The 26,897-nt window shown below is 63.8% G+C and carries 23 protein-coding genes; 15 read left to right on the top strand and 8 right to left on the bottom strand.

Annotation, left to right across the window (positions count from 1 at the left end; translation table 11 throughout):
* The first annotated feature begins 49 nt into the window (after nucleotides 1-49).
* Nucleotides 50-613: an orotate phosphoribosyltransferase gene (gene pyrE / locus XH90_RS03750; RefSeq protein ID WP_057744523.1), complete on the top strand. Its 564-nt coding sequence runs from the start codon at nucleotides 50-52 to the stop codon at nucleotides 611-613.
* A 151-nt stretch (nucleotides 614-764) separates the two neighbouring features.
* Entirely contained in the window at nucleotides 765-1,544 is a 780-nt protein-coding gene (locus XH90_RS03745; RefSeq protein WP_194482582.1) for a DUF2865 domain-containing protein, read from the top strand.
* A gap of 30 nt (nucleotides 1,545-1,574) precedes the next feature.
* On the opposite strand, the gene XH90_RS03740 is transcribed toward XH90_RS03745, so the two are convergent.
* Nucleotides 1,575-2,006 carry a hypothetical protein gene (locus XH90_RS03740; RefSeq protein ID WP_194479270.1) on the bottom strand — a complete coding sequence of 144 codons (432 nt, stop codon included), beginning with the start codon at nucleotides 2,004-2,006 and terminating at the stop codon, nucleotides 1,575-1,577.
* 245 nt (nucleotides 2,007-2,251) lie between these two features.
* On the opposite strand from XH90_RS03740, the gene XH90_RS39745 reads away from it, so the two are divergent.
* The gene (locus tag XH90_RS39745) at nucleotides 2,252-2,401 is read left to right on the top strand and encodes a GIY-YIG nuclease family protein (protein WP_371748321.1); all 150 of its coding nucleotides are present in this window, start codon (nucleotides 2,252-2,254) and stop codon (nucleotides 2,399-2,401) included.
* 127 nt (nucleotides 2,402-2,528) lie between these two features.
* On the opposite strand, the gene XH90_RS03730 is transcribed toward XH90_RS39745, so the two are convergent.
* Nucleotides 2,529-2,756 carry a hypothetical protein gene (locus XH90_RS03730; protein ID WP_194479269.1) on the bottom strand — a complete coding sequence of 76 codons (228 nt, stop codon included), beginning with the start codon at nucleotides 2,754-2,756 and terminating at the stop codon, nucleotides 2,529-2,531.
* 206 nt (nucleotides 2,757-2,962) lie between these two features.
* Between XH90_RS03730 and XH90_RS03725 the strand changes: the two genes are divergently transcribed.
* A complete protein-coding gene (locus XH90_RS03725; RefSeq protein WP_194479268.1) occupies nucleotides 2,963-5,479 on the top strand; it encodes a glycogen/starch/alpha-glucan phosphorylase in 2,517 nt (838 codons plus the stop codon).
* Between the two features lie 169 nt (nucleotides 5,480-5,648).
* Entirely contained in the window at nucleotides 5,649-6,464 is an 816-nt protein-coding gene (locus XH90_RS03720; protein ID WP_194479267.1) for an acyl-CoA thioesterase II, read from the top strand.
* Between the two features lie 81 nt (nucleotides 6,465-6,545).
* On the opposite strand, the gene XH90_RS03715 is transcribed toward XH90_RS03720, so the two are convergent.
* The 3 genes from XH90_RS03715 to XH90_RS03705 form a co-directional block, all read right to left on the bottom strand.
* The gene (locus XH90_RS03715; RefSeq protein ID WP_194479266.1) at nucleotides 6,546-8,162 is read right to left on the bottom strand and encodes a phosphoenolpyruvate carboxykinase; all 1,617 of its coding nucleotides are present in this window, start codon (nucleotides 8,160-8,162) and stop codon (nucleotides 6,546-6,548) included.
* A gap of 282 nt (nucleotides 8,163-8,444) precedes the next feature.
* On the bottom strand, nucleotides 8,445-11,036 hold the full coding sequence (locus XH90_RS03710) for a tetratricopeptide repeat protein (protein WP_194479265.1): 2,592 nt from the start codon (nucleotides 11,034-11,036) through the stop codon (nucleotides 8,445-8,447).
* Nucleotides 11,037-11,111: 75 nt separating this feature from the next.
* Nucleotides 11,112-11,846 (bottom strand): HugZ family protein, encoded by a 735-nt coding sequence (locus XH90_RS03705; protein ID WP_194479264.1) that lies wholly within the window; start codon nucleotides 11,844-11,846, stop codon nucleotides 11,112-11,114.
* Between the two features lie 241 nt (nucleotides 11,847-12,087).
* On the opposite strand from XH90_RS03705, the gene XH90_RS03700 reads away from it, so the two are divergent.
* From XH90_RS03700 to XH90_RS03680, 5 genes are all read left to right on the top strand, one after another.
* Nucleotides 12,088-12,789 carry a response regulator transcription factor gene (locus XH90_RS03700; RefSeq protein ID WP_027535781.1) on the top strand — a complete coding sequence of 234 codons (702 nt, stop codon included), beginning with the start codon at nucleotides 12,088-12,090 and terminating at the stop codon, nucleotides 12,787-12,789.
* Between the two features lie 124 nt (nucleotides 12,790-12,913).
* Entirely contained in the window at nucleotides 12,914-14,704 is a 1,791-nt protein-coding gene (locus tag XH90_RS03695; protein WP_194479263.1) for a sensor histidine kinase, read from the top strand.
* On the top strand, nucleotides 14,701-15,165 hold the full coding sequence (locus tag XH90_RS03690) for an HPr kinase/phosphorylase (RefSeq protein WP_246755686.1): 465 nt from the start codon (nucleotides 14,701-14,703) through the stop codon (nucleotides 15,163-15,165). Before XH90_RS03695 ends, XH90_RS03690 begins: the two co-directional genes overlap by 4 nt.
* A gap of 207 nt (nucleotides 15,166-15,372) precedes the next feature.
* Entirely contained in the window at nucleotides 15,373-15,774 is a 402-nt protein-coding gene (locus XH90_RS03685; protein ID WP_007597752.1) for a PTS sugar transporter subunit IIA, read from the top strand.
* Nucleotides 15,771-16,088, top strand: a complete 318-nt coding sequence (locus XH90_RS03680) for an HPr family phosphocarrier protein (protein WP_194479262.1) — start codon at nucleotides 15,771-15,773, stop codon at nucleotides 16,086-16,088. The genes XH90_RS03685 and XH90_RS03680 overlap by 4 nt, the downstream gene beginning before the upstream one ends.
* Before the next feature lie 9 nt (nucleotides 16,089-16,097).
* Here the strand turns inward: XH90_RS03680 and XH90_RS03675 are convergent, their stop codons facing one another.
* Nucleotides 16,098-17,723, bottom strand: coding sequence for a glycosyltransferase family 39 protein (locus XH90_RS03675; RefSeq protein ID WP_194482580.1), 1,626 nt, complete (start codon nucleotides 17,721-17,723; stop codon nucleotides 16,098-16,100).
* Between the two features lie 126 nt (nucleotides 17,724-17,849).
* Between XH90_RS03675 and lepA the strand changes: the two genes are divergently transcribed.
* From lepA to XH90_RS03650, 5 genes are all read left to right on the top strand, one after another.
* On the top strand, nucleotides 17,850-19,661 hold the full coding sequence (gene lepA / locus XH90_RS03670) for a translation elongation factor 4 (protein ID WP_194479261.1): 1,812 nt from the start codon (nucleotides 17,850-17,852) through the stop codon (nucleotides 19,659-19,661).
* A gap of 483 nt (nucleotides 19,662-20,144) precedes the next feature.
* Nucleotides 20,145-21,365, top strand: coding sequence for an MFS transporter (locus tag XH90_RS03665; RefSeq protein ID WP_194479260.1), 1,221 nt, complete (start codon nucleotides 20,145-20,147; stop codon nucleotides 21,363-21,365).
* Nucleotides 21,366-21,552: 187 nt separating this feature from the next.
* Complete coding sequence (locus XH90_RS03660) at nucleotides 21,553-23,151, top strand: MASE4 domain-containing protein (protein WP_194479259.1); 1,599 nt, start codon at nucleotides 21,553-21,555, stop codon at nucleotides 23,149-23,151.
* A 207-nt stretch (nucleotides 23,152-23,358) separates the two neighbouring features.
* Nucleotides 23,359-24,192 (top strand): class I SAM-dependent methyltransferase, encoded by an 834-nt coding sequence (locus XH90_RS03655; protein WP_194479258.1) that lies wholly within the window; start codon nucleotides 23,359-23,361, stop codon nucleotides 24,190-24,192.
* Nucleotides 24,193-24,409: 217 nt separating this feature from the next.
* On the top strand, nucleotides 24,410-24,577 hold the full coding sequence (locus XH90_RS03650; protein ID WP_194479257.1) for a hypothetical protein: 168 nt from the start codon (nucleotides 24,410-24,412) through the stop codon (nucleotides 24,575-24,577).
* A gap of 90 nt (nucleotides 24,578-24,667) precedes the next feature.
* On the opposite strand, the gene XH90_RS03645 is transcribed toward XH90_RS03650, so the two are convergent.
* Nucleotides 24,668-25,921 (bottom strand): serine hydrolase, encoded by a 1,254-nt coding sequence (locus tag XH90_RS03645; protein WP_194479256.1) that lies wholly within the window; start codon nucleotides 25,919-25,921, stop codon nucleotides 24,668-24,670.
* A gap of 214 nt (nucleotides 25,922-26,135) precedes the next feature.
* Nucleotides 26,136-26,825, bottom strand: a complete 690-nt coding sequence (locus XH90_RS03640; protein ID WP_194479255.1) for an aspartate/glutamate racemase family protein — start codon at nucleotides 26,823-26,825, stop codon at nucleotides 26,136-26,138.
* Nucleotides 26,826-26,897 lie beyond the last annotated feature (72 nt).

Raw genomic sequence — 26,897 nt, 5'->3', positions numbered from 1 at the left:
GTCGCGGATAAATTCCGCCACCTCTTAGAAACGCTCCCGAGGGACCGCCGTGTCGAAATCCGCCTCCCGCGCCCGCCTGTTCGAAATCATCCGCCGCCGCTCCTTCGGCCGGGGCGAGGTGACGCTCGCGTCGGGCCGCAAGAGCGATTTCTACTTCAACCTCAAGCCGACCATGCTCGACCCCGAGGGCGCGACGCTGCTCGCCGAGCTCACCTATGAGACGCTGAAGGACGATAATCTCGATTTCATCGGTGGGCTCGAGATGGGCGCGGTGCCGCTCGCCGGCGCGCTGGCGCAGATCTCCTGGATCAAGGGCCATCCGATCGCGGCGTTCTTCGTGCGCAAGAAGCCGAAGGAGCATGGCGCCAGGCTCGCGATCGAAGGTCTGCCGAAGGGTGAGACGCTCGCCGGCAAGCGCGTCGTGATCGTCGAGGACGTTACCACGACTGGCGGCTCGGCAATGAAGGCCGTGGAATCCGTGCGCGAGACCGGCGCCGAAGTCGTGCTGGTGCTGACTATGGTCGACCGCGAGGAAGGCGCCACCGACACCTTTGGCGCGGCCGGCCTGCCGTTCCGCTCGCTGTACAAGGCGTCGGAATTCCTGAAGGCCTAGCAGCTTTCGTGCCCCCTCAACCCCTCATTTACCATCCCGCTTTATGGTGAATCATGTGCTGAGACCTCCATGGTCCCGGCCGGTTCAGTAGCGTCGGGTGGAGTAAGCGTTGCGTACGATCGTGTCCCATGCGCGCCGGCGGCGTCGCGCGATGCTTGTGGCCGCCACTCTCGCAAGTCCGCTGCTTGCAGCCCCGGCCCCGGTTTCAGCCGAAGGCCTCTTCGACTTCTTCTTCGGCGGCATGCAGCAGCGGCCTCAGCGCGACGTGCCGCAGCAGGCGAGCCCCTTCGTCGATCCTTTCGCCAGTCAGCAGAACCCGGCCGGCCCGCCACAATATGTGCCGCCGACCCGCTCGGCTGCGGCCGGCGGCTCCGGACCCGCGTTCTGCGTGCGCAGTTGTGACGGCAAGTATTTTCCGCTGATGCGGGGCCTCGCTTCGCCGGCGCAGATGTGTCAGGCCTTCTGCCCTGCCAGCGCGACAAAAGTGTACTTCGGCTCCTCGATCGACGGCGCCTATAGCCAGACCGGCGAGCGTTACGCCGACAGCGAGAACGCCTTCGCCTATCGCAAGGCGCTGCGCGCGGACTGCACCTGCAACGGCCGCGAGCCGGCCGGGCTCGCCCCGGTCGATCTGACCCTCGACGGCTCGCTGAAGGCCGGCGACGTCATCGCGACCACCGATGGCCTCGTTGCCTATACCGGCGTCCGCCTCGGCCAGGAGCAGAGCGCGGAGTTCACGCCGGTCGCCTCCTATCCCGGCCTCACCGCGCAGGTCCGCGCCCGGCTCGGCGAGATGAAGGTGGCCCCGGTGCGCGCGGAAACGGTGGCGGCCGATGCACCGTCCGCTGAGATCGTGCGCGAGACGCTGCCTGACGTGACGGCCGTTCCGAGGGCGACGGCGAAGTCGGCGAAACGGGCGGGATTGGATTAGCTCAATCTCATGCCCCGGGGCACGAGACTCTCACCGCCCGATAATCACCCCGATCACATTCGGCGCGGCCAGATATTTCTCCTCGATCGCCGCGCGCGCGGCGGCGCGGTTTTCGGCAGTCAGCAGGCCTCGCTTCTCGGCCAAAATCATCCAGCAGAAGCCCCACCAGTCGGTCAGCATGCCGGTCTCGCTGACGAGGTCATAGCCCTGGTCGGCCGCGAAGATGCGCGCATGCGCCTCGTCCAGCGTGTCGAGGAAGTGGTGATCCTCGGCCGCGAACAGATCGTCGCTGATGTCATCGATGGTGTAGCCCCAGATCGACTGGCACACCGCGTTGAACTCGCGGTCGAACTGGTCGTCGTCGACCGCATGGCGCCGCGCCGCCTGATGCAGCCGCGACAGCGACCGCGCGAAATCGGCGATCCGGGTGAGCGCAAATTGATCGAAGGCAATGGTGGACATGTAGTCCTCGCGACGTCTGTCAGACCCTAGATATTGTGTCGGCGATGCGCCGAATCACAATGATATATCAAAGACTTGCTAAAGTGTTCTTAATTTGTTCTGATGGCCAATAATGCACTACCGAGAAACGTCGTCCCGGCGAAGGCAGGGACCCATAGCCACAGCTGTCAAACGTTTTCGGAAATGGGTGCCAGCAATGAATGCACCGACCGCATTCTACGTCTACATTCTCGCGAGCCGGCGCTATGAGCAGCCGACTTACATTGCATCGTTCGGGACGTGGCTCGAAGTTCGTCAAGAAATATGGCGTGCCTCGGCTGGTCTATATCGAGACCTATACCTCGCCGTCCGAAGCGATTGCTCGCGAGAAGGCGCTGAAGGAATGGCACCCGTGACTGGAAGATTCGTCTGATCGAGCAGGAAAATCCGGATTGGCGCGATCTCTCGCATCTTCTCTGACAGCGGTGGTTGTGGGTCCCGGCCTTCGCCGGGACGACACCATCTTCGTTGCGCCAGCTCGCCTCAATTCGCCGCCGACATCAACCTGTCCCCGCACGCGCTCGCGTAGAACTTGCCGCCGCATTGGCGCTTGATGGCGGCGCAGCGCTGCGCTGGCGTCGCGTTCTGCGGAAGCGAGAAACCGCAGCTGAGACCATCGGCGCTGCGCTTGCCGGCGGCAAAGGCGGCGCTTGAACTGGCGATGCAGATGACGAGCAGAGCTGCGGTGGCGATTTCGATCAGCAGTCTCATGAGGCTCTCCTCCACAGTGCTGGCTGAATCTGTGCTCAATCTAGCACGAAATCGGCGTTCCTCCGTGCTGGTCCGGGTTCCCAAAGCGGCCCGTTCCTTGCATAATTTTGCGCCAGCGCAGTGCATGGCCGCGCCAGCGATGGTTCCGGTGCACAGGCAAGGCGCGTAGGTTCAGTGGTGTTTCTGTCGACCAGGAAGTGACGGCCTTGCAAGATCAATCGTTTCAGTCAAATTTCCCCGCCCCCGGTCAGCCCATCGACGAACTCGCGCTGTCGGAGATCAAGGGCGCGATCCTGGCGAAGCTGCGCCTTGCCATCGGCAAGGACGCAGGCATGGCGACCAAGCACGACTGGTACCAGGCCGCCGCACTCGCACTGCGCGACCGCATCGTGCATCGCTGGCTGACGGCCGAGAAGCGCAGCTACGATGCGGGCCGCAAGCGCGTCTACTATCTCTCGCTCGAATTCCTGATCGGCCGCCTCTTCACCGATGCGCTCAACAACATGGGGCTCTTGAAGATCTTCGAGGTCGCGCTCGGCGATCTCGGCGTCTCGCTGCCGGAGTTGCGCAAATGCGAGCCGGACGCGGCGCTCGGCAACGGCGGCCTCGGCCGTCTCGCCGCCTGCTTCATGGAGAGCATGGCGACGCTGTCCATCCCCGCGATCGGCTACGGCATCCGTTACGATTACGGCCTGTTCCGCCAGATCATCAATCAGGGCTGGCAGCAGGAATATCCGGACGAATGGCTCGGCTTCGGCAATCCCTGGGAATTGCAGCGACCAGAGGTGATCTACGACGTCAATTTCGGCGGCGGCGTCGAGCATGTCGACGACAGGGGCCGCGACCGCGCGATCTGGCACGCGAGCGAGACGGTCCAGGCGATCGCCTATGACACGCCGATCGTCGGCTGGCGTGGCCAGCACGTCAATGCGCTCCGCCTGTGGTCGGCGCGCTCGCCCGATCCGCTCAAGCTCGACGCCTTCAACATGGGCGACTATGTCAGCGCCAGCGCCGAGCAGTCGCGCGCCGAAGCGATCTGCAAATTCCTCTACCCGAACGACGAGAGCCCGGCGGGCCGCGAGTTGCGGCTCCGCCAGGAATATTTCTTCGTCTCGGCCTCGCTCCAGGATCTGATCAAGCGGCATCTCGCCTCCGACGGCCAGCTGCGCAGCCTGTCGTCCAAGGTCGCGGTGCAGCTCAACGACACCCATCCGAGCCTCGCCGTCACCGAGCTGATGCGCATCCTCGTCGACCTCCACAATTTCCGCTGGGACGAGGCCTGGAAGATCACGGTCGCGACGCTCTCCTACACCAACCACACGCTGCTGCCGGAAGCGCTGGAGACCTGGCCGGTCGAGCTGTTCGAGCGGCTGTTGCCACGGCATCTCGAGATCATCTACCGCATCAACGTGCAGCATCTCGCGCTCGCCGAAGCGCGTGCGCCCGGCGACATCGATTTTCGTGCCTCGGTCTCGCTGATCGACGAGAGGAGCGGGCGCCGCGTCCGCATGGGCCAGCTCGCATTCGTCGGCTCGCACCGCATCAACGGCGTCTCGGCGATGCATTCGGACCTGATGCGCGAGACCGTGTTCCACGATCTCAACCATCTCTACCCCGGCCGCATCACCAACAAGACCAACGGCATCACCTTCCGCCGCTGGCTGATGCTGGCGAATCCGAAGCTCACCGATCTCCTGCGCGAGACCTGCGGCGAAGCCGTTCTCGACGACCCGACCCAGCTCTCGCTGATCGAGGCGCGCGCCAGCGACGTCGAGTTCCAGAAGAAATTCCGCAGCGTCAAGCTGCACAACAAGACCGCGCTGGCACGGCTGATCGGCGAGCGCCTCGGCATCAAGGTCGATCCGACCGCGCTGTTCGACGTGCAGATCAAGCGCATCCACGAATACAAGCGTCAGCTCCTCAACATCATCGAGACGGTCGCGCTGTACCAGTCGATCAAGGATGATCCTGATGGCAATTGGGTGCCGCGGGTGAAGATCTTCGCGGGCAAGGCGGCGGCGAGCTATCGCTACGCCAAGCTGATCATCAAGCTGATCAACGACGTCGCGGAGGTCGTCAACAACGATCCCACGATCAACGGCAAGCTGAAGGTCGTCTTCCTCCCCGACTACAATGTCAGCCTCGCCGAAGTGATCATTCCCGCGGCCGACCTGTCCGAGCAGATCTCGACCGCCGGCATGGAAGCCTCCGGCACCGGCAACATGAAGCTGGCGCTCAACGGCGCCATCACCATCGGCACGCTCGACGGCGCCAATATCGAGATCCGCGACCAGGTCGGCGTGGAGAACATCGCGATCTTCGGCATGGAAGCCGGCGACGTGATGATCCGCCGCAAGCAGGGGCTGGATGCCTCCGACGTGATCCGCAATTCGCCGAAGCTGCAGCGCGCCATCAATGCGATCGGCGCCGGCGAGTTCTCGCCCGGCGATCCCGGCCGTTTCGAATCCATCGCGCATGCGCTGCGCTATCTCGATCACTACATGGTCAGCGCCGATTTCGATTCCTATTACGAGGCGCAGCGCGCCGTCGACGCGCGCTGGCTGGTCTCGCCCGCCTGGACGCGCGCCTCCATCCTCAATGTCGCCCGCATGGCGTGGTTCTCGTCCGACCGCACCATCCGCGAATACGCCGAGGAGATCTGGAACGTGCCGGTCAACCCGACCACGCCCCTGCTGCCGAACTTGCGCGACGTCGCGGGCTGATTTTCCGCGGCGTGAAATCGCGCACGACCCGCGAGGTTATTGCACAGCCAGGCAATGGCTGTGGTATGACGACCGTCATTCCGGGGCGGCTCGCAGAGCCGAACCCGGAATCTCGAGATTTCCGGGTTCGATGCTTCGCATCGCCCCGGAATGACAGACGGAAACGACAATGCACGCCAAGCTGCCGCACCCCTTCGACGACGCCACCCGCATCACCGCCGGCGATTCGCATTGGCAAGGGCACACCAGCGACGACTACTGGGCCTTCGTCGGCCCGTTCGGCGGCGCCACGGCCGCAACCATCCTGCGCGCGCTGATCGAACATCCACAACGCGCCGGCGATCCGCTGGCGTTGACCGTCAATTATTGCGCACCGGTCGCCAAGGGTCCGTTCGATCTCGACATCCGCCTCGTGAAGGCGAACCGCTCCAGCCAGCACTGGAGCGTCGAACTGTCACAAGGCGGCGGCGAGGTCGCGACGCTCGCCACCGCCGTGTTCGCCGAGCGCAGGCCGTCCTGGGAGCACAGGGTGGCACAATATCCTGACGCAAAGCCGTTCGAACAGACGCTGCCATTCCCGAAGATCCAGGCATCCTGGGCCAACCAGTATGAATTCCGCTTCGTCGAGGGCGAGATGCGGATCGGCCCGCCCCAGGCGGAATTCGCCAGCACTTATTCGAAGCTCTGGATCAGCGACCGCGAGCCGCGCAGGCTCGACATGCCGTCGCTGATGTCGATGTCGGACGCCTTCTTCGGCCGCATCTTCCACGCGCGGCGCGAGTTGGTGCCGTTCGGCACGGTGTCGCTGACGACCTATTTCCACACCGACAGCGAAGAGCTCGCGGCGGAAGACATCGCGCGCGTGCTGGCGACGGCCGATTCGAAGATCATGCACAAGAGCTACGCCGACCAGAACGCCGAGCTGTGGTCCCCGAACGGACGGCTGCTCGCGACCAGCACGCAGATCGCGTATTTCAAGGCCTGAGACGCCTCCACGAGCGGAGAGATCGGGCAACAAAAAAGGGCGACCTCTCGGCCGCCCCTTTCATTCCAAGCGAAACGGAAATTACTCCGCCGCGAGTTTCACATCCGGAGCCGCCGCACGCACCTCGGCATCGACCTGGGCCTCGAACTTGGCGAAGTTCTTCTGGAACATGCCGACCAGCGCGCGCGCGGTCTTGTCGAACTCGTCCTTGTCCTTCCAGGTGTTGACCGGGTTGAGGATCTCGCTCGGCACGCCCGGCAACGCCGTCGGCACCGCGAAGCCGAAATATTTGTCGGTGCGGAACTCGACGTTGCGCAAGCTTCCGTCGAGCGCCGCGGTGAGCAGCGCGCGCGTCACCTTGATCGGCATGCGCGAGCCCGTGCCATACTTGCCGCCGGTCCAGCCGGTGTTGACCAGCCAGCAATCGACATTGTGCTGCGCGATCAGGTCGCGGAGCATGTTGCCGTACACGGATGGATCGAGCGGCAGGAAGGGCGAGCCGAAACAGGTCGAGAATTCCGGCTGCGGCTCGTTGCCGAGACCGCGCTCGGTGCCCGCGACCTTCGCGGTGTAGCCGGACAGGAAGTGGTACATCGCCTGCGCCGGCGACAGTTTTGCGATCGGCGGCAGCACGCCGAAAGCGTCGGCGGCGAGCATCACCACGTTCTTCGGCTGCGGCGCGCGGCCGGTGCGCGAAGCGTTCGGGATGAAGTCGAGCGGATATGCCGAGCGCGTGTTCTCTGTCTTGGAGCCGTTGTCGAAATCGACCACGCGGGTATCTTCGTCGAGCACGCAATTCTCGAGCACCGCGCCGAAGCGCGTCGATGCCGCGTAGATTTCCGGCTCGGCTTCCTGCGACAACTTGATGCACTTGGCGTAACAGCCGCCTTCGAAATTGAACACGCCGTTCGGGCCCCAGCCGTGCTCGTCGTCACCGATCAGCGTGCGGTTGGGATCGGCCGACAGCGTGGTCTTGCCGGTGCCCGACAGGCCGAAGAAGATCGCGGCATCGCCCTTGGCGCCGACATTGGCCGAGCAGTGCATCGGCATCACGCCGCGCTCGGGCAGGTAATAGTTGAGCGTGGTGAACACCGACTTCTTCATTTCGCCGGCGTAATACGAGCCGCCGATCAGCACGATCTTGCGGGCGAAGTCGATCGCAACGACGTTCTCCGACTTGCAACCGTGGCGCTTCGGATCGGCGCGGAAGCTCGGCATGTCGATGATGGTGAGCTCGGGCGCGAAGGTCGACAGCTCGATCGCCTCCGGGCGGATCAGCAGCGTGCGGATGAACAGCGAGTGCCAGGCGAGTTCGGTGAATACGCGCGTCTTGATCCGGTAGGCCGGATCGGCACCGCCATAGAGATCCTGCGCGAACAGCCTCTTGCCTTCGGCGTGCTTGAGGAAGTCCTGGTAGAGCGTCTCGAACTGCTCTGATGTGATCGACTGGTTGCCGGCCCACCACATCTTCTTGTCGGTGGTGGCATCGCGCACCGTGAACTTGTCCTTCGGGCTGCGGCCCGTGAACTCGCCGGTGTCGGCGCAGAGCGCGCCGTCGGCGGACAGAACCGCCTCGCCCGCAGCGAGCGAGTACTGATAGAGCTGCGGCGCGCCGAGATTCCAGTGAACCTGTTTGAGATTCTTTAAGCCGAATTTGTCGGCGCCGAAGGCACCGTTGCGCACGCCCGTCTCTTGCACGAAAAATCCTCCTAGAACCCGCGACATCAAGCGCGACCAAACTCTGGCGCCATCGCGGTCACCGTGAATTGCAGGCCGTCCGGCCTCGGCTGGACGACCTAATACTGATGAACGCTGGCGTTGCCAAGCTGATCCCGCAGGAATTGGTTTATTCAAGGACCGCGCCAAACGTCGCGCATGTCAGCCCTGATCAGGCGCACCAAAAATCGCTGATGATCGCGCAACCAAATGCCTATTTCAGCGTTACCGAATGTTTTGCGTCGCACAAATGCCGTTGCCGGCCTATCGTACCGCACCTTCACCAATGAGTGCGAACGGGCCCCACATTGCCGGGTAGGCATTGCGAGGTGACGATGAGTCGTCGACGTATGTTAGCATCGCGCGCCGCAGAGCTTCGGCTCTGCCGATTCCTGGTTCGTTTTTGAGCAGATCGAAAGTCGAAGTGGTCAAGCGGGTGGCAGCCTCCGAATCCACTGCCCAATGCGAAACCAACAACGCTCGTGCGCCGGCATAGAAGAAGGCGCGCGCAAGTCCCGACAAGGCCTCGGCGCCGGGCCTGTCGCCGGCGATCGTGTTGCAGGCCGACAGCACGACCCAATCTGCATTGAGCTTGAGCTGCGCCACCTCGCTCGCGGTGAGCAAACCGTCGTCGAGCTCGGAAGGCCGATCGGGTATCGACAGCGCGAGCGACGGCTCGCCCACACCCTTGACGTCACCGGCGACGAGGCCGTGCGTCGCAAAGTAGATGATGCTGTATTGAGCAAGCGGTGCACGCTTCAGCGTCGCCTCGCTCGCATCGCGGCCGAGATGGACGTCGCCCGCAGCCGCACCGACGTCTTTCGCCACGGCGTTCAACTCGTCAGCAGTATCCGGGAGCTGCGGCAGCGCCTGCGACAGGCGCGCGCGATCAACCCCTGCACCGCGCCAGAAATCGGTATAGGCAAGGGTCGCAATGCTGCGCGCGGCCACCGTGCCTGCTGCGCGACGGTCGGACGGCCCCTCCTGCGCAGGGTTGAACACGGGATCGCCAAAGCCGGTCATCGGCTTGACGCCCTCGTCCTTACGCGCAAACGCCCGCAGCGATTTCAGGCTGACCACCGACGGCAGCACCGAGACGGCCTGACGCCGCAGCAGCCAGGCGGCGCGGCGATAGCCTTCGAGCGTATCGGGGATCGCGACCTGCGGCGGCTCCGTGACGAGCAGATGAAACGGCAGTGCGGTCAGCGCGCCCGACGGCACCGTGACCAGGCTGCGCTTGTCCCTGGTGAGCGCCTCGACCGGACCGAACAGCGTCACATAGAGCTCGTTGGCGAGAGCAAGGTCGAACAGACCCGATTTGCCGGCACCATCGCGCACCTTGCCGACATCGAGGCCTCGACGGAAAGCAGCGACTTTCTGCGCCAACGCGTCCGCGCCAAGTGGGATCTCCTTCCAGTCGGAGCTCTCCCTCGTGATGGCGATGGCATAGCTGCGCTTGTCGACCACGGAGTAAAGCACCATCGCTTCATCAGCCGACAACAACAGCTGAACATCCTTGACCGACAGCGGCAACGGGTCAGACAGCGAGGCGTAGTCCGGAAATTCGGCGGCGAGCGTCTTCTGCAATCCAACACGCTCGCTTGCGATGGCCGCGATCCTGGCGCGGCTGCGCTGCTCGGAGCCGACGTCGCGCTGGGCCGACGGCTTCGAGACGGCAGTGATGATCATCTTGTCGAGCGCCTCCGACTCAGCCGAGAGATCCTGGTCCTTGCGCACCAGCTCGGCGAGCCGGTCGCTGCCGGCAGCAAGCCGCACCGCGAGCTTGTTCACGGCCGATGCAGCCGACGATTGCGTACCGCGCTGGATCGCAGCGAGCGCCTCGTCCAGGGCCCTGTCATCGGGCAACAGGGATTGCTGGCGCGCAGCGAATAGAATCGGAAGCACGACGCGCAGTTGAGCGCGATCCTTCGCAAGCGTCCTTTCCGCGAGCGGCAAGGCCTCCGCTGTTCGCCCGGAGACATGGAGGAAGAAAGCGAGATTGCTGGTCGATGTCGCGACATCGGGATGATCCGGCCCGAGCGCACGCTCACGGATGGCGAGCGCGCGGCGATAGAGCGGCTCGGCATCGGCATAGCGTTGCTGATGCTCGTAGAGGCCGGCGAGATTGTTGAGAGACCGCGCGACATCCGGATGATCGGGTCCCAGCGCTTTTTCGCGGATCGCAAGCGACCGCTTGATCGGCGCCTCGGCATCGGCGTCGCGGTTGAGGTCACGGTAGAGCTGGCCGAGATTGTTCAGGAGCGTCGCGACCGCTGGGTGCTCGGGACCGCCGACCTTCTGGAAGATCGCGAGCGCGCGCTGGAACAGCGGCTCGGCCTCCGCAAAGCGCTCCTGCTTCACATAGAGCGTGGCGAGATTGTTGAGGGACTGGCCGACATCGGGATGCTCGCGCGACAGCGCCTTTTCGCGGATGGCGAGCGCCCGCTTGAACAGCGGTTCGGCATCCGTGCAGCGGCCCTGCCGCTGATCGAGTGCGGCGAGATTGTTCAGCACCGGCGCGATCTCGACGCTGTCGAGGCCGGTCCCCTTCTCCATCAGCGCGATTGCGCGCTTGTAGATCGGCTCGGCCAGATCGTCGTGCCCCTGGTCGGCATGGATCTGCGCGAGATTGTTGAGCGCCGCGGCAAGATCGCGGTTGGTGCTGGTCTTCTCGAGCGAAGCCACCATGGCCTGCGCCAGAGGCAGAGCTTCGGCATATTTGCCGGCCGTTCTGAGCGCATTGATCCGCGCGCTCTGCCCGGCGAGATCGCCCTTCTGGGCGAGGCCGGGCGTGGCGAGCAATGTGGCGATCGCGAGCGTCAGGCCTGCGACCACTGCCAAGCGACGACGTGTCATGAACCCTCGCTGCCAACCTCAGACGATCACGATCTTGGGTCGCAGCGATGGGAGGCGACGTTCAATCTGTCGCAGCTAGTCGCTCTTGGCGCGCGCTTCGCCGACCAGATGGACCAGCATCTTGCGCAGCGCCGTACCGTTGGTAACTCGCTCCGGAAAATCCAGCCGCAGCGCCGTTTGGCCATCCTGCATGTCGAGGCCTTCGGGATCGCAGCCGGTGCAGCGCCAGTCACCTGCGGCCGCACCCAGAAGCTTCGTTGCATAAAGGCCCAGGGCGTCGCGGTGGTCGGCATTCATATGCTCGACAGCGCCCTCCTCCGCCGCCAGCAGGTCGTCGGCGCCAGCGAGATCCGTGAGGAACTGCTTCGGCTTGAGATCGACGATTCGGCCGAAACCGGCCACCAGATGGGTTCCCGTGGGGCGGATCCGAAAGAACGAAAAATCCTTAAACGAGACAAAGGCTTCCGCCGACGGATGAGCATTAAGATACCGCCGCCGGAGCAGATCCTCCTCACCCTCGGCCTGTTCGGCCCGGCCGGACAGCATGATCCGGGCGCCTTCCAGCGGATCGCCTGTGGTCCGCTCGTCCAGCATCAGGGAGACCCTGTCGTCGCTGAGGATATTCTTGGTGTGAACGGCCAAGCGGGAGATCAGCAGGATCGGCGAGCCGTCGGGGTGACTGGCCAGATTGACCAGGGAACAATAGGGATCGCCGCGATCGGGCATGAGCGTCGCGAGCGCCCCCTGCCGCGACCGCCTGAGCAGCGATTTGGCGAGCTTTTGGGGAACGAAATCGGGGGTCGGTTGCATCGGCTTTCTCGGCTCAGGTGGTTGCAAGGCAGGCCTTTTTTCGGGTAAACCCGAACCCGGTTATGGGTCGATATGCGGCGAATCCGCCGTGTTTCGTGGAACTTGGTCACACTTCAGCCCAGCTTGCATTGCTCGGTGACAAAGTTCGAACGCCAAATTCGGCACCCATGTATGCGGCGCATCACTGGATTGCTCGCCGTTTAAGCCACGACCCAAAACGGAAAGCAGAAAGCAGAGGCTCATGCCCACAATCGCTTTGGTCGACGACGACCGCAACATTCTCACATCCGTCTCGATCGCGCTGGAAGCCGAAGGCTACCGCATCATGACCTACACCGACGGCGCCTCCGCGCTGGACGGTTTCCGCACCACCCAGCCCGACCTTGCCATCCTCGACATCAAGATGCCGCGCATGGACGGCATGGAGACGCTGCGCCGCCTGCGTCAAAAGTCCGATCTCCCGGTGATCTTCCTGACCTCCAAGGACGAAGAGATCGACGAGTTGTTCGGCCTCAAGATGGGTGCGGACGATTTCATCCGCAAACCGTTCTCGCAGCGCCTTTTGGTCGAGCGCGTCAAGGCCGTGCTGCGCCGCTCGGCGCCGAAGGATCCGACCGTCGCGCCGAAGGAGAACGACGCCAAGGCGCTCGACCGCGGCCTCCTGCGCATGGATCCGGAACGACATACCTGCACCTGGAAGAACGAGCCGGTGACGCTGACCGTGACCGAATTCCTGATCCTGCAGGCGCTGGCGACCCGGCCCGGCGTGGTCAAGAGCCGCAACGCGCTGATGGACGCCGCCTATGACGACCAGGTCTATGTCGACGACCGCACCATCGACAGCCACATCAAGCGGCTACGCAAGAAGTTCAAGGTGGTCGACAACGATTTCGAGATGATCGAGACGCTCTACGGCGTCGGCTACCGCTTCAAGGAAGCCTGAGGCGTTCGCGCCTTCACGCCTTCACAAAGAGCAGAGCTCAAGCCCGGTTCTGATTCCATCGGGACCGGGTTAGCTCTAGGATGCGGGGACCGTCGCAAAGAGCTGTCTAACGCGGGCCTGAGCATTGCTTGACCGAACGCAGCCTGATCCAAGTTCGAACGCCGAGGACATTGCGTCCCGCGGCGCCTCGGATCATGACGACAAGCCCGTTGCGAAAGGCTGGGGGCCGCTGAACTGGCTCAAGCGCGCCGGGCAGTTCTTCTTTGCGCTGTCCTTCTCCAGCCTGACCCGCCGCATCGTCTCGCTCAACCTCGCCGGACTCGTCGCGCTGGTCGCGAGCATTCTCTATCTGTCGCAGTTCCGCGCGGGCCTGATCGACGCGCGAGCGCAGAGCCTCCTGGTGCAGGCCGAGATCATCGCCGGCGCCATCGGCGCCTCGGCGACGGTGCAGACCAATACGATCACCGTCGACCCCGAGCGGCTGCTCGACCTGAAGCTGGGCGAGAGCTACGGCGGAATGGATGATTCGCTGGACTTTCCGATCAATCCCGAGCGCGTGGCGCCGGTGTTGAGCACGCTGATCTCGCCGACCAAGACCCGCGCGCGGATTTTCGATCCCAACGGGAGCGTACTGCTCGACAGCCGCGACCTCGATAGTGTCCGGGGCTTTCCATTGCCGCCGCTGTCGGAAAAGCCGGGCCTGGCCGAACGCATCATGATCCCGGTGCGGACCTATCTGAATCGCGGCGACCTGCCGCTCTATCGCGAACTCGGTCGCGAGAACGGCAAGGGCTATGTGGAGGTGGCCGATGCGCTCCAGGGCCAGAAGCGCTCGATGGTGCGGGTCAATTCGCGCGGCGAGGTGATCGTCTCGGTCGCGGTCCCCGTGCAGCGCGCGCGCGCCATCCACGGCGCGCTGATGCTGTCGACCCAGGGCGACGAAATCGACCAGATGGTCACGGCCGAGCGTCTCGCGATCCTCAAGGTCGGCGGCGTCGCCGCGGCCGTCATGATCATGCTGTCGCTGCTGCTTGCGAGCACGATCGCAGGGCCCGTGCGCCGGCTCGCCGACAGCGCCGAGCGGGTGCGCCGCCGCACCAAGAGCCGCGTCGAAATCCCCGACTTCACCCGCCGCCGCGACGAGATCGGCCATCTCTCCGGCGCGCTGCGCGACATGACCAGCGCGCTCTACAAGCGGATCGAGGCGATCGAGATGTTCGCCGCCGACGTCGCGCACGAGCTGAAGAATCCGCTGACCTCGCTGCGCTCCGCGGTCGAGACGATGCCGCTCGCCCGCAACGAGAACAGCCGCGCCCGCCTGCTCGAAGTGATCGAGCACGACGTCAAGCGGCTGGACCGGCTGATCTCAGACATTTCCGACGCAAGCCGGCTCGACGCCGAATTGCAGCGGCAGGACGCGATTCCGGTCGATCTCAGACGGCTCCTCGGTACGCTGGTTACGGTCGCCAATGAAACCAAGCTCGGCCATGACGTCGCCGTCGAGGCGCGCTTCGAGGGGCGTGGCTCGACCGACACCTTCTCCGTCACCGGCCATGATTCGCGGCTCGGGCAGGTCGTCGCCAATCTGCTCTCGAACGCACAGTCGTTTTCGGAAGCCGGCAGCAAGGTGCGCCTGACCTGCCGCCGTGTCCGCGGCGAGATCGAGATCGTGGTCGACGACGACGGCCCCGGCATCCGCGACGACGCGCTGGAGCGCATCTTCGAGCGCTTCTACACCGACCGGCCGCATCAGGGATTCGGCCAGAATTCCGGCCTCGGCCTCTCGATCTCCAAGCAGATCGTCGACGCCCATGGCGGACGCATCTGGGCGGAGAATCGCGCCGGCCCCACGGACGAAGACGGGGCACCGACGGTTGCCGGCGCGCGCTTCGTGGTGAGGCTGCCGGCGCTATGAGCCAAGGCGGTTTGAACGACGGCGAGCCGAGCATTCATGCCTCCGCGGTCAAGGTCGGGTCGCTGGCGGTGCTGATCCGCGGGCCTTCGGGTGCCGGCAAGTCGCGCCTTGCCTTCGATTTGATCATGGCGGGGCGCTCGGGGGTGGTCGAAGGCGCCGTCCTGGTGGGCGACGACCGTGTCCATCTGGCGACAGTCGGCGATGAAATTGTGGTCCGCCCCGCCCCCATCCTGGCCGGCCTGATCGAGATCAGGGGGCTGGGCATCCGCCGGTGCGACTTCGTGGAGCATGCGACGGTCGGCCTCGTGGTTGATCTGGACGCCGACGACGCCGAGCGCCTGCCGCCGCTGGAATCGCTGAAAACCACCATTTTTGGTGTCGAAATACCGCGAATCCCCGTCAGCCGCGACCATTCGCCCCTCCCTTTGGTTGTCGCAGCCTTGACCACTACCAAGAGTTAACCTTCAGCTAACCCTCGAGGCGATTGTTTGAAGGGAAATGGTAACCATATGAACCCCACACTCGCGACCGAGTAGACCGGCGCAACTCCCCTTATCCATCCGTCTAGATTCAGGGAGATACGCAACATCCCCTCTTGCGCAGGGGCTCTGGATGGTCAAAGTGGCGCGTTCGTGCGGTGCACCAAAAGCGCCCGCGGGAGTTTTCCGATGATTGGTCTAGTACTTGTGACCCACGGGCGCCTTGCCGACGAATTCAAGGCAGCGCTTGAACATGTCATGGGCCCACAAAAGCAAATCGAAGCGATTACGATCGGCGCCGAAGATGATTCCGATCTCTGCCGAAGCGACATCATCGAAGCGGTTAACCGCGTCGATTCCGGCGACGGCGTTGCTATCCTCACCGACATGTTCGGCGGCACGCCGTCGAATCTTGCGATTTCCTGCATGAGCCGGCCCAAGGTCGAAGTGCTCGCGGGCATCAACTTGCCCATGCTGGTGAAGCTCGCCAAGGTGCGCGAGGAGCGTCCGCTGCCGGACGCGATCGCGATGGCGCAGGAGGCCGGCCGCAAATACGTCACCATCGCCAGCCGCGTGCTCGCCGGCAAATGAGTGACGACGCGCCACAAGCGGGGACAGGCGTGCCCGCGGGCGCGATTTCCAGAGAGCTTCTGATCATCAACAAGCGCGGCCTGCACGCCCGCGCCTCGGCGAAATTCGTCCAGGCGGTCGAGCGCTTCAACGCGCAGGTGTGGGTGACGCGCGGCGGCGAGACCGTCGGCGGCACCTCGATCATGGGCCTGATGATGCTGGCTGCAGGACCGGGAACGACGATCACCGTCGCGGCCGCCGGGGCTGACGCCGAAGCTGCGCTTGCGGCGATCACCGAGCTCGTTGAAAGCAAGTTCAACGAGGAAGGGGTCTAGGCGCTTCGCTCACTTCGCCGGCGGGGCGATGTAGACGTTCCACGTCATCGACGGGCCGGCCTTGCCGTGGGTGAATCGGCGCGTCGTCATCACCATCCGCTCGGCGTTCGGCGCGATCTCCGACACCCATTTTTCGAATGCCGGCAGGCGGCCGTCGGTCGGATCGAACACGCCGATGAAGCCGTATTTCTTGACGTCATCGAGCGACGTCAGTCCGGAGGACCAGGCCTCGTTCGGGATGAACGCAACCGGATGATCGGGGCTGTAGAACACCATCGGCTGGATCGATTCCATGGTGCCGGCGACGACCGCCCAGCGCGAGGCGAAGCGCGAATGCCAGGCCTGGGTCAGCTCGCGCGCCAACTCCGAGCGCGCACCATAGGTCGCGGTGTTGTCCGCGTTCGCCGCCATCTCGCGCGCGGCGATCCATGGCGAGGCAATGAGCGTCGCGACGCTGAGCACGAGCCAGATCGCCACGACGTTGAACAGCACCGCGCTTTGCACCCGCAGCGCCGGGATCGCGACCAGCGCGAGCGGCACCAGGAAGAACAGCGAGATGCCCCAATCGGTCTTTATGTAGATGCTGAAGGCGAGCGCGCCGAGCGGCGGACCGGCCGCGACGATGATCTGGATGATCCAGATGTTCAGCGCCTGGGAAACATTGACGCCGGAATTGACGCCGCGCGCCCAGGCCCGCGTGACGATCCGCGAGGGAGCGCGCAGCAGCAGCGTGAGCCACGGCGGCACCAGCGCCATCGCCAGCCCGGCGAGCGCCACCGGCAACGCCAGCAGCGCAAGGTTATGCAAGGCATAGCCGGCCACCAAGTGATGCACGAGGCCGCCATCCTCGATGCTGTAGGTATCGCCGGCATAGGTCAGCGGCACGAAATGCGAATCCGCCAGCCAGATGATGTGCGGGATCATCGCCACCACCATCGTCGCGATCGCCACCCAGGGCGCCGGCGACAGCAGGAATCGCATCCGTTCTGGATGAATCAGCGCGGCGAGGCCGATGGCGCCGATCATCGTCAGCACCCAGTATTTGGTCATCAGCGCCAGCGCGCCGGCAAGCCCGAGCCAGATTCCTGATAGCGAGCTCCGCTTCTCGAACGCGTTGAGATAAGCAAGCACGACCAGCGGCAGGGTGACGAGCTGAAGCAGATCGGGGTTGTACTTGAACCCCTTGAAATTGAAGATCGGGTAGAGCGCGACCATCAACACGACCAGGAACGCGCGGCGCGGGTCCACCACGCGCTGAGCTACCAGCCAGCAGATCACCATGCCGACGCTGACGGTCGCCATCGCCAGCGCATAGGTCGCCCAGTCCGCCGCCGGAAAAACCCTGAACCAGAGCCCCGCGATCCAGCCCGAGAGCGGCGGATGCTTGCCGTAGCCCCACAGGAATTTCTGGCCCCAGCCCCAGGCTTCTGCGACGTCCATGTGAACGTCCTGCGCTGCCTTGAGGTTGATCAGGATGACGGTCCAGATCACCGCGTGCAGGATGGCGAACTGGATCACCAGCCAGAGCCGCGCCTCGGGCCGGACCGCGCAGGCAACCAGCCAGGCCCGGAAGCGGCTGAAGCTTACCCGGGGTTTTACGCGCGTTCGGGCGGAGGGAATCGAGGTCGTCGACATGGGCCTGGACATGGGCGCTTGCGTAGCGCGTTTTGGACCGTCGTGGAATCAGCTTGGCGTGAAGAAACACCCTGAAAATACAGCAATATGGTTGCCGCACGGGGATGTGAGTGGTATCCCGCGCCCATGACGACCGTCCCCATTTCCAACATCCGCAATTTCTCCATCGTCGCCCATATCGACCATGGCAAATCGACGCTGGCCGACCGCCTGATCCAGATGACCGGCGGCCTCTCCGACCGCGAAATGGCGGGCAAGGAGCAGGTGCTCGATTCCATGGACATCGAGCGCGAGCGCGGCATCACCATCAAGGCGCAGACGGTGCGGCTCGCCTACCGCGCCAAGGACGGCAAGGATTACATCTTCAACCTGATGGACACGCCCGGCCACGTCGACTTCGCCTACGAGGTCTCGCGATCGCTGGCGGCGTGCGAGGGTTCCCTGCTGGTGGTCGACGCCAGCCAGGGCGTCGAGGCGCAGACGCTCGCCAACGTCTATCAGGCGCTCGACAACAATCACGAGATCGTCCCGGTCCTGAACAAGGTCGACCTTCCCGCGGCCGAGCCGGAGAAGGTCAAGCAGCAGATCGAGGACGTCATCGGCATCGATGCGTCCGATGCGGTGATGATCTCGGCGAAGACGGGCCTTGGCATCCCCGATGTGCTGGAAGCCATCGTCACCCGCCTGCCGCCGCCGAAGGGCGATCGCGATGCGACCTTGAAGGCGTTGCTGGTCGACAGCTGGTACGACGTCTATCTCGGCGTCGTCGTTCTGATCCGCGTCGTCGACGGCGTCATGAAGAAGGGCCAGCGCGTCCGCATGATGGGCACGGGCGCTGCCTACGACGTCGAGCGCGTCGGCTTCTTCACGCCGAAGATGCAGCAGGTGGACGAGCTCGGCCCCGGCGAGATCGGCTTCATCACCGCCGCAATCAAGGAAGTCGCGGACACCCGCGTCGGCGACACCATCACCGACGACAGGAAGCCCGTCACGGAAATGCTGCCGGGCTTCAAGCCGGCGATCCCCGTGGTGTTCTGCGGCCTGTTCCCTGTCGATGCCGACGACTTCGAGACGCTGCGCGCCGCGATGGGCAAGCTGCGCCTCAACGATGCCAGCTTCTCCTTCGAGATGGAAACCTCGGCCGCGCTCGGCTTCGGCTTCCGCTGCGGCTTCCTCGGCCTGTTGCACCTCGAGATCATCCAGGAGCGGCTGTCGCGCGAGTTCGACCTCAATCTGATCGCGACCGCGCCGAGCGTCATCTACAAGATGAAGCTGACCGACGGCACCGAGCTCGAGATCCACAATCCCGTCGACATGCCCGACGTCGTCAAGATCGAGGAGATCCAGGAGCCCTGGATCGAGGCGACGATCATGACGCCCGACGAATATCTCGGCAGCGTGCTCAAGCTCTGCCAGGACCGGCGCGGCTCGCAGAAGGAGCTCACCTACGTCGGCTCCCGCGCGATGGTGAAATACGATCTGCCGCTGAACGAGGTCGTGTTCGACTTCTACGACCGCCTCAAGTCGGTCTCCAAGGGCTACGCCTCGTTCGACTATCATCTCACCGACTACAAGCCGGCCGACCTCGTCAAGATGCAGATCCTGGTCAACGCCGAGCCGGTCGACGCGCTCTCCATGCTGGTCCACCGCACCCGCGCCGAAGGGCGCGGCCGCGCCATGGTCGAGAAGATGAAGGAGCTGATCCCGCCGCACATGTTCCAGATCCCGATCCAGGCGGCGATCGGCGGCAAGGTGATCGCGCGCGAGACCGTGCGCGCGCTGCGCAAGGACGTCACCGCGAAGTGCTACGGCGGCGACATCACGCGTAAACGAAAACTTCTGGAGAAGCAGAAGGAAGGCAAGAAGAAGATGCGGCAGTTCGGCAAGGTCGACATCCCGCAGGAAGCCTTCATTGCCGCGCTGAAGGTCGACAGCTGAGGTCGAGCCTCGTCCTTTCATCGAAACGTTCACCGACGTCATGCCCGGGCTTGTCCCGGGCATCCACGTTTTTGGTGCCGCGCCGAAGTCGTGGATGGCCGGGTCAAGCCAGGTCGAGCCCGGCCATGACGGCGAAGGCGGGACCGGATGTCGTGACCGGATCGATCGGATCCTGAACGACTCGAGCCCGGACCAACGGAAATGCCGAAAACAACCCCATGCACAGTAGGCCGGGGCTTGTCCGGATTGATGTTTTTCGATTTTCAGAAAAATACTTGCTCCGTCGGGCAAAACAGGGGCAGAATGCCATCGTCGCGGTGTGTGACACATTGCCGGTGAAGACCTTCGATCATCGCGACGGACTAGATCGCGCTCACGGCAGAGCGGCAAATCGCGCATAGCGATCAGCTTGCCCTCCGGCGGGCGATGGGCCACCATCCCCGTGCGCAGCGTCGACAAAACCAGAAGCGCCAAGGGAAACGCATGAGTAAGCCGTCGAGCTTCGACTATGGCTGGGTCGTCGTCGCCGCGGGTGCGTTGATGACCTGCGTCGGGTTCGGCACGATGCTGTCGCTGGCGGTGTTTCTGCAACCGATCTCCGAAGCGATGGGCTGGTCGCGCGCCGGGGTGTCGGCGGCCGCGACGCTGGATTTCCTCTGCATGGGATTTGCCGCATTTCTGTGGGGCACGCTGTCGGACCGGTTCGGCACGCGCATCGTCGTGCTCTCGGGAAGCCTGCTGCTGGGGCTCGGTCTCGTCACGGCGAGCCAGGCGGCCAGCCTGTGGCAGTTCCAGCTCTGCTTCGGCGTGCTGATCGGCATCGCCGCCGGCAGCTTTTACGCACCGATGATGGCGCTCGCGAGCGCGTGGATCGAGAACAACCGCAGCCTCGCGGTGGCGCTGGTCTCCGCCGGCATGGGCGTGTCGCCGGTGACGATCGCGCCGAGCGCAAGCTGGCTGATCACGGCCTATGACTGGCGCACCGCGATGCTGGTGATCGGCTGTGCTGCCTGGGCGCTGCTGATCCCCGCCTGCTTCCTGGTGCGCCCGGCGCCGGTCGCGTCCGGCCCCGCAAGCGCGGACACGGCAACGAACGTGGAGCTGACCGCGGCGCAGGCGCTGCGCACACCGCAATTCATCGCGCTCGCGGCGGCGCATTTCGCCTGTTGCGCCGCGCATTCCGGCCCGATCTTCCACATGGTCTCCTATGCGATGGTCTGCGGCATCGCGCCGCTGACGGCTGTGACGGTCTACAGTGTCGCCGGCGTCTCGGGCCTCGGTGGGCGCCTGCTGCTCGGCACGCTCGCCGATCGCATCGGCGCAAAGCCGGTGCTGGTCGGCGGCCTGTTGGTGCAGGCGATGTGCATCGCGACCTATCTCGCGGTCGCGCATCTCGGCGAATTCTACGCGTTGTCGGTCGCGTTCGGCCTCGCCTATGGCGGCGTGATGCCGCTCTATGCCGTGCTGGTCCGCGAATACTTCGGCGCGCGCATCATGGGCACCGTGTTCGGTGCGGTCTCGGCGTTTGCCAGCCTCGGCATGGCGCTCGGTCCATGGGCCGGCGGACTCGTGTACGACAATTTCCAGCATTACACCTGGCTGCACATCGGCTCGTTCGCGATCGGTCTCGCCGCAGTCGCGGTGGCGCTGAGCTTTCCGACCAAACGCAGGCAAGCGCTCGGCCTTGGCCGCGCCGCGGCATGACGAGGGGCGCATGAACGAGCCCCAGGGCGGGTCCCTCCGAGCCCGCAAGACGCTCCATGTCGGCTCCCCGGCCGATAGCAAACGTCGACGCGTTCACGCCTGAGACCGGCTTTCGATCCATGGTAGACATTTAGCCAAACGCCAAAGCGTTGGTTATGCTGCGACATTGGCTACGGACGGGACCCCGATGTTGAACGCGGTTACACGCCAGTTTGCGCCGGATAACGACCCTCCGATGGTGGTCGCCTTGATGCCTTACACCCCGCGACACCGGGCCATGGCCTTCGGTATCGTGGCCGGCATGCTGGCCGTTTCAGCGCTCCTGGCTCCATTCGTTAACCGACAAATTGGCCGAGTGGACAGCTTTCTCCCGGTTGTTCAAACGATCATGAGCGCGGCTGACCTGCTCACGGCGACCCTCTTGTTCGCACAGTATTCGGTGCAGCCGCACCGCGCCTTGCTGGTCGTGGCGAGCGGATACATCTTCGCAGGCTCCTTTGCCTTTCTGCAGACTCTGAGTTTTCCGGGCAGCTACGCACCCAACGGGCTCATAGGTGACGTCTACAACACCCCGGCGTGGTTTTTCGTACTTTGGTACACCACATTTCCCCTGAGCATCCTTTCCTATGCGCTGCTCAAGGACAAAGGAAAGATATCGCGGGGATCGACGACGCGAAGCATCGCAATCACGCTGATGAGTGTACTGGGGACAATAGCTCTGCTGTCGTGGCTGGTGATAGCCGAAGTCGAGCATTTGCCGAGGTTCTTCACGACAGGTCTCATGCTCCAGACCCCCCTCAGCAATCAATTCAACATTGGCCTCACGTTGTTGGGTTGCATCGTACTCCTGGTGCTTTTTGTCCGCAGGCGCACGGTGCTGGATCTGTGGCTGATGGTCACGTTGTTTGCAGCGGTTCCCAATTTTCTGGTGGCGACATACGCAGGCTCGGCTCGATTCTCCGTAGGTTGGTACACCGCTCGCGGGTTTGCCCTCATCGCAAGCTTCATGCTGCTGTCCGTACTTGTCACGGAAATGACCGTGCTCTACTCGCGACTGGCCAACGCTCTGGTGATGCAGCGGCGCGAGCGCGCCAATCGCTTCGTGAGTATCGACGCAGCCACTGCGGCAATTGCGCATGAAATAAAGTCACCCCTGGGGTCAATCACGTTGAACGCGGACACCGCTCGGCAGGTACTGGTTGCACAATCTCCCCGGCTCGAGGAGGTCCATGCCATTCTCAAGGACATCGGGGATGCCAGTCTCAGGGTAGACGAGACAATCACAAGCGTTCGTAAGCTGTTCAAGGATGCAACCGATCAACCGGTCATGATCAGCATCGAGGACGTCGCGCGGCAGGTATTGCGCCTGTTGCAGCATGAGCTGCAGTTCAATGAAGTTCTGGTCGTGACGGAGTTTGGGGTCGAAGCGCCTTTCGTGAACGCCGATCCGGTACAGTTGCAGCAGGTGATTCTGAACCTGTTCAAAAATGCCATCGAGGCGATGGCTTCTACTCCCCGCGACGGCCGCCGATTGATCATTGGCACTCGCGTCGAGCAAACTTCAATCGTTTTCCTGTCCATCCAGGATACAGGCACCGGAGTGTCCCCGCAGGATCGGGACCGCGTATTTGAGGCGTTCTTTACGACCAAACCGGCGGGCATGGGGCTGGGACTGGCGATTTGCCGCACGATCATCGAGAGATATGAAGGCCGTTTGGTTCTCGGCAAATCGGGGCCTCAGGGCTCGACATTCGAGATTGCACTGCCTGTCGCAAGCCGGACTTGACAGCTGCGCGGCGGCCTTTGGCAATCGTGGCGGCCGAGGATGCGGCGAGCATGGCGGAACACGGCGCTGCCCATGAGAGGCATCGAACATTGCCTTCCTCTTGTGGCCCTGGCCTGTCCGTGTCCAGGTCGCCAGAATGTCGGGGTCAGACCCGATAGCGGACACTGACGCGATGCGGCATCATGTTTGAGTTTCGGAGCAGACTTCATGAAAGACACAGCTTCGCAATTGTTCCATTTTTATGATCGCCACCCCATCTCGCGCGAGATCATCCTCGCCAAACTGCGCGCGAGTCGCGGTGATCTCGACAACCTGCGCCCGGAAGACCTTTTTGCGCACGATCAGGATCATTATGGTGGCCTCGGCGCCACGGACGAGTTGGCAAGGCAAGCACGGATCGGCCCGGGAACGATGGTCGCTGATTTCTGCGCCGGTCTTGGCGGGACGGTGCGCTATCTCGCTCACAAGTATGGAGCCGACGTTACCGGCGTTGAATTCACGCCTGTGCGTGCCGCGGGAGCGCAAGAACTGACCAGGCTGGTCGGGCTGCAGAAGTCGGCGCGGATTATCGAGGGCAACGTCATGGATGCCCCACTTCCCGATGCGAGCTTCGATGTCGTTGTCAGCCAGGAATCCTTCTGTCACGTCCCGGACGTGAAAAAGACCCTGGCGGAGGCCAGACGCATTCTGAAGCCGGGCGGGCGATTGGCTTTCACGGACTGGGTCGCCAATCAGCCGCTTGCATCTGCGGACGCGCAGCTGATGTGGGAGGGCATGGCAATTCAGCCGCTCCGCTCGATCTCGGACTACCGGGAATTGGTCGAGGGCGTCGGGTTGAACGTGCTTTCCGTCACCGACTTGACCGAAGAATGGAGGCCGATCCTCAAGGAACGGCTTGCCATGTACCAACGGCTCCGCGAGGAAGCGAGACAGTCGGGAACGCCGTCAGGACACGATGAGTTTCACGAATCCTATGTTCGATTTGTCGACCTCATTCAACAGCGACAGCTCGGCGGCGTCCGAATCGTAGCAAGCAAGTAGGCGACATCAGGTTTGGCGCGCGTTCGCCTGCGTCGGTTTGACGATCGACGCAGTTGGATCCGAAGCGGACTTGCCGGTCGTTCTCGATTTCTGCTTGGCGTCATCGTTTGTCCCCATGCGCGGCTGCTTTGGAATGTGACGCCCATCACGGTGATGGCGCCAGCCACCCGGCATGCTCCAGATCAACGGCGAGCAGCGCCAAGCACGGAGCAGGACCATGAGCAGCAACGATCGCGAACTGAGCATCGAGGAATTGACGAAAGTGAGCGGCGGCGGCATCAAGGGGGCCGTCGAGGGCGTGTGCCGCAAAGACGAAGTAACCCCTGGTCAAAGCGACCCAGCCCAGATGTTTCAACAGATCCTCAATCAATTGTCCGGTCGCTGAAAACGGGCCGCCTCTGCCGGCGGCCCTTTCATTTCACAGTCCCGGCACGCGCGGCATATCCCTCTTCATCGCATCCTCCGCGCGTCGACATCATTGCCCGAGCTGCTGAAGCACGGCGGACCACAACGCAAGCGGCTCCCTGAGCGCTCCCGGCTCGGACGGCTTCTGGCGAACGGCCGTGTGCACCATGACGAGTTTCGAGGCTGGATCGACCAGGATGACCTGACCGCGTATGCCGAGCAGGGCAAATCTGCGCTGCGCGCCAGGGAGGAGCCAGACCTGATAGCCGTAGCCCATATAGGGGGTCGCAACTCCCGGCGCGAGATGACCGTCAACCGACCTGACAGTCGTCGCATCCAACAGCCACTGCCGGGGGATCAACTGACGACCTTCCCAGGCGCCGTCGTTGGCGAGCAGCCGGCCCAGGCGCGCATAGTCGCGCAAGGTTGCGTTGAAACAGCAAAACGCAATCTCCTGCCCGCTGCCGTCGATCGCCCACGAGGCATCCGCTTCGGTGCCGATGGCATTCCAGATCCGGTCGTGGAGATAGTCGGCAACCGGCGTGCCCGTGGCGGAGCGCAGGACCAGGCCCAGTATCTCGGTTTCCACGCTCGCATAGTGCCATTTGGTTTCCGGCGGTGCGATTCGAGTATTGAATTGCGCGACGACCGCGGCGGGATCCTTCGTCGCTTCGACGAACAGGGCTCGCCCAAGCCGGGCGATATCGTCGTGCCCGTCATAGACTTCCGAAAACTCGACGCCCGACGACATATTCAGCAAGGCCCGGATGGATGTGTTTCCATATTCCGTTCCTGCCAGACCGTGGACGTAGGTCGAGACGGGGTCGTCGATCGACTTGATCCGTCCCTCCGAGACCGCAATCCCCACCAGCATGGACACCAGCGTCTTGGCCATCGATTGCGACAGGAAGCGGTCGTGATCGGTCCGCGCATATTGATAGTGCTCGTACAGGATGGTGTCGTCCCGGGCGATCAAAAGTCCCGTCACCGGGTTGCGCTTGAGGTAGTCCGCAATGCTGAACCGTTCCTTGCCGAAACTGTAGGAAATGGACGGCTCCGGTGCGCGCTTGAATTGCCAGGGAGTCGTCGCGTGTCCGATCGGGCGCGAGGGGAAGATCTCGCCGAAATGGCTGTAGACCCCGACCAGCTTGTCGAGCTGGGTGGTGGTCCCCCGCGTGCCGATCGGATAGCCCTCGGCCGCGCCGTAGACATCGGCATCGGGGCCGCTATCCGAAAAGACCGGCCCCGCCTCGCCGGCGGAGCTGCGGACGTTCTGTGCGCACGCCAGGGACGCCCAGGCCGCCGAAACGAGAATGACGGACAAGCGAAGCCCGCGGCAACCGCGCGGTCTGCAGAGCGCTTTCCAACTCACTGGACTTGCCTCCTCCCACGGTGTTGCGTGCGCGCTCGCGAAAAACGACTTCGCAGGCTGGCGACGAGAGGCATGCTATCATTGCGGGTCGACGGTGTCAGCATGCGAGACATCGGCCGAGATCGCCGCCTCGAACGGCGGACCTCCGGCGCCACCGACACCGCCGTCACCCGATCGCGAAATCCGCCGCGGTCTCCGCGTGGATCGCCGTGGTGTCGAACGTCTCCACCGACGTATCGGCAGCGCCGACCAGCATCGTGATCTCGGTGCAGCCGAGGATGATGCATTCCGCACCGCGCCCGACCAGCGCGGCCATCACGTCTTGATAGCGGCGGCGCGAGGCGTCGGCGACGACGCCAAGGCACAGCTCGTCGTAGATGATGCGGTTCACGTCGGCCCGCTCGTCCGCGGGAGGCACGAGGACATCGAGATCATGCGCGCGCAGCCGATCGACGTAGAAGTCCTCCTCCATCGTGAACTTCGTGCCGAGCAGCCCGACCCGCCGGTATCCCCCGGATCGAATGCGCTGCGCCGTCGCGTCGCCGATGTGAATGAAGGGAATGGTCAGCTTCGAGGTGATGTCGGGCGCGAGCTTGTGCATGGTGTTCGTGCACAGCACGATCGCGCGCGCACCGGCCTTTTCGAGGCGCTGCGCCACCTCCGCCAGGCTCGCGGCCGCCTCCGCCCAGCGGCCGTCGTATTGCATCTCCTTGATCTCCTGGAAGTCATAGGAATACATCAGCAGCGGCGCCGAATGCAGCTTGCCCATGCGGTCCCGAACCCGCTCGTTGATGAGCTTGTAGTAGAGCACGGTGCTCTCCCAGCTCATGCCTCCGATCAGGCCAATGGTTCGCATCCCCGCGCCTCTCGAAATCCGGTTTGCCCGGATCGTAGACGAAGAGATCTCGGCTCGCCATCACGACGCGGA

It is taken from the genome of Bradyrhizobium sp. CCBAU 53338, assembly GCF_015291665.1.
Taxonomy (GTDB): domain Bacteria; phylum Pseudomonadota; class Alphaproteobacteria; order Rhizobiales; family Xanthobacteraceae; genus Bradyrhizobium.
Note: the sequence above shows the minus strand (reverse complement) of the source record. Positions and strands in the feature narration are given on the sequence as shown.

Excerpts from the sequence above, each read along its gene's own strand:
- XH90_RS03745 (WP_194482582.1), top strand. The coding sequence starts at position 765 with ATGCTTGTGGCCGCCACTCTCGCAAGTCCGCTGCTTGCAGCCCCGGCC.
- XH90_RS03740 (WP_194479270.1), bottom strand. The coding sequence starts at position 2,006 with ATGTCCACCATTGCCTTCGATCAATTTGCGCTCACCCGGATCGCCGAT.
- XH90_RS39745 (WP_371748321.1), top strand. The coding sequence starts at position 2,252 with ATGAGCAGCCGACTTACATTGCATCGTTCGGGACGTGGCTCGAAGTTC.
- XH90_RS03730 (WP_194479269.1), bottom strand. The coding sequence starts at position 2,756 with ATGAGACTGCTGATCGAAATCGCCACCGCAGCTCTGCTCGTCATCTGC.
- XH90_RS03720 (WP_194479267.1), top strand. The coding sequence starts at position 5,649 with ATGCACGCCAAGCTGCCGCACCCCTTCGACGACGCCACCCGCATCACC.
- XH90_RS03710 (WP_194479265.1), bottom strand. The coding sequence starts at position 11,036 with ATGACACGTCGTCGCTTGGCAGTGGTCGCAGGCCTGACGCTCGCGATC.
- XH90_RS03705 (WP_194479264.1), bottom strand. The coding sequence starts at position 11,846 with ATGCAACCGACCCCCGATTTCGTTCCCCAAAAGCTCGCCAAATCGCTG.
- XH90_RS03700 (WP_027535781.1), top strand. The coding sequence starts at position 12,088 with ATGCCCACAATCGCTTTGGTCGACGACGACCGCAACATTCTCACATCC.
- XH90_RS03690 (WP_246755686.1), top strand. The coding sequence starts at position 14,701 with ATGAGCCAAGGCGGTTTGAACGACGGCGAGCCGAGCATTCATGCCTCC.
- XH90_RS03685 (WP_007597752.1), top strand. The coding sequence starts at position 15,373 with ATGATTGGTCTAGTACTTGTGACCCACGGGCGCCTTGCCGACGAATTC.
- XH90_RS03680 (WP_194479262.1), top strand. The coding sequence starts at position 15,771 with ATGAGTGACGACGCGCCACAAGCGGGGACAGGCGTGCCCGCGGGCGCG.
- XH90_RS03675 (WP_194482580.1), bottom strand. The coding sequence starts at position 17,723 with ATGTCGACGACCTCGATTCCCTCCGCCCGAACGCGCGTAAAACCCCGG.
- lepA (WP_194479261.1), top strand. The coding sequence starts at position 17,850 with ATGACGACCGTCCCCATTTCCAACATCCGCAATTTCTCCATCGTCGCC.
- XH90_RS03665 (WP_194479260.1), top strand. The coding sequence starts at position 20,145 with ATGAGTAAGCCGTCGAGCTTCGACTATGGCTGGGTCGTCGTCGCCGCG.
- XH90_RS03660 (WP_194479259.1), top strand. The coding sequence starts at position 21,553 with ATGTTGAACGCGGTTACACGCCAGTTTGCGCCGGATAACGACCCTCCG.
- XH90_RS03655 (WP_194479258.1), top strand. The coding sequence starts at position 23,359 with ATGAAAGACACAGCTTCGCAATTGTTCCATTTTTATGATCGCCACCCC.
- XH90_RS03650 (WP_194479257.1), top strand. The coding sequence starts at position 24,410 with ATGAGCAGCAACGATCGCGAACTGAGCATCGAGGAATTGACGAAAGTG.
- XH90_RS03640 (WP_194479255.1), bottom strand. The coding sequence starts at position 26,825 with ATGCGAACCATTGGCCTGATCGGAGGCATGAGCTGGGAGAGCACCGTG.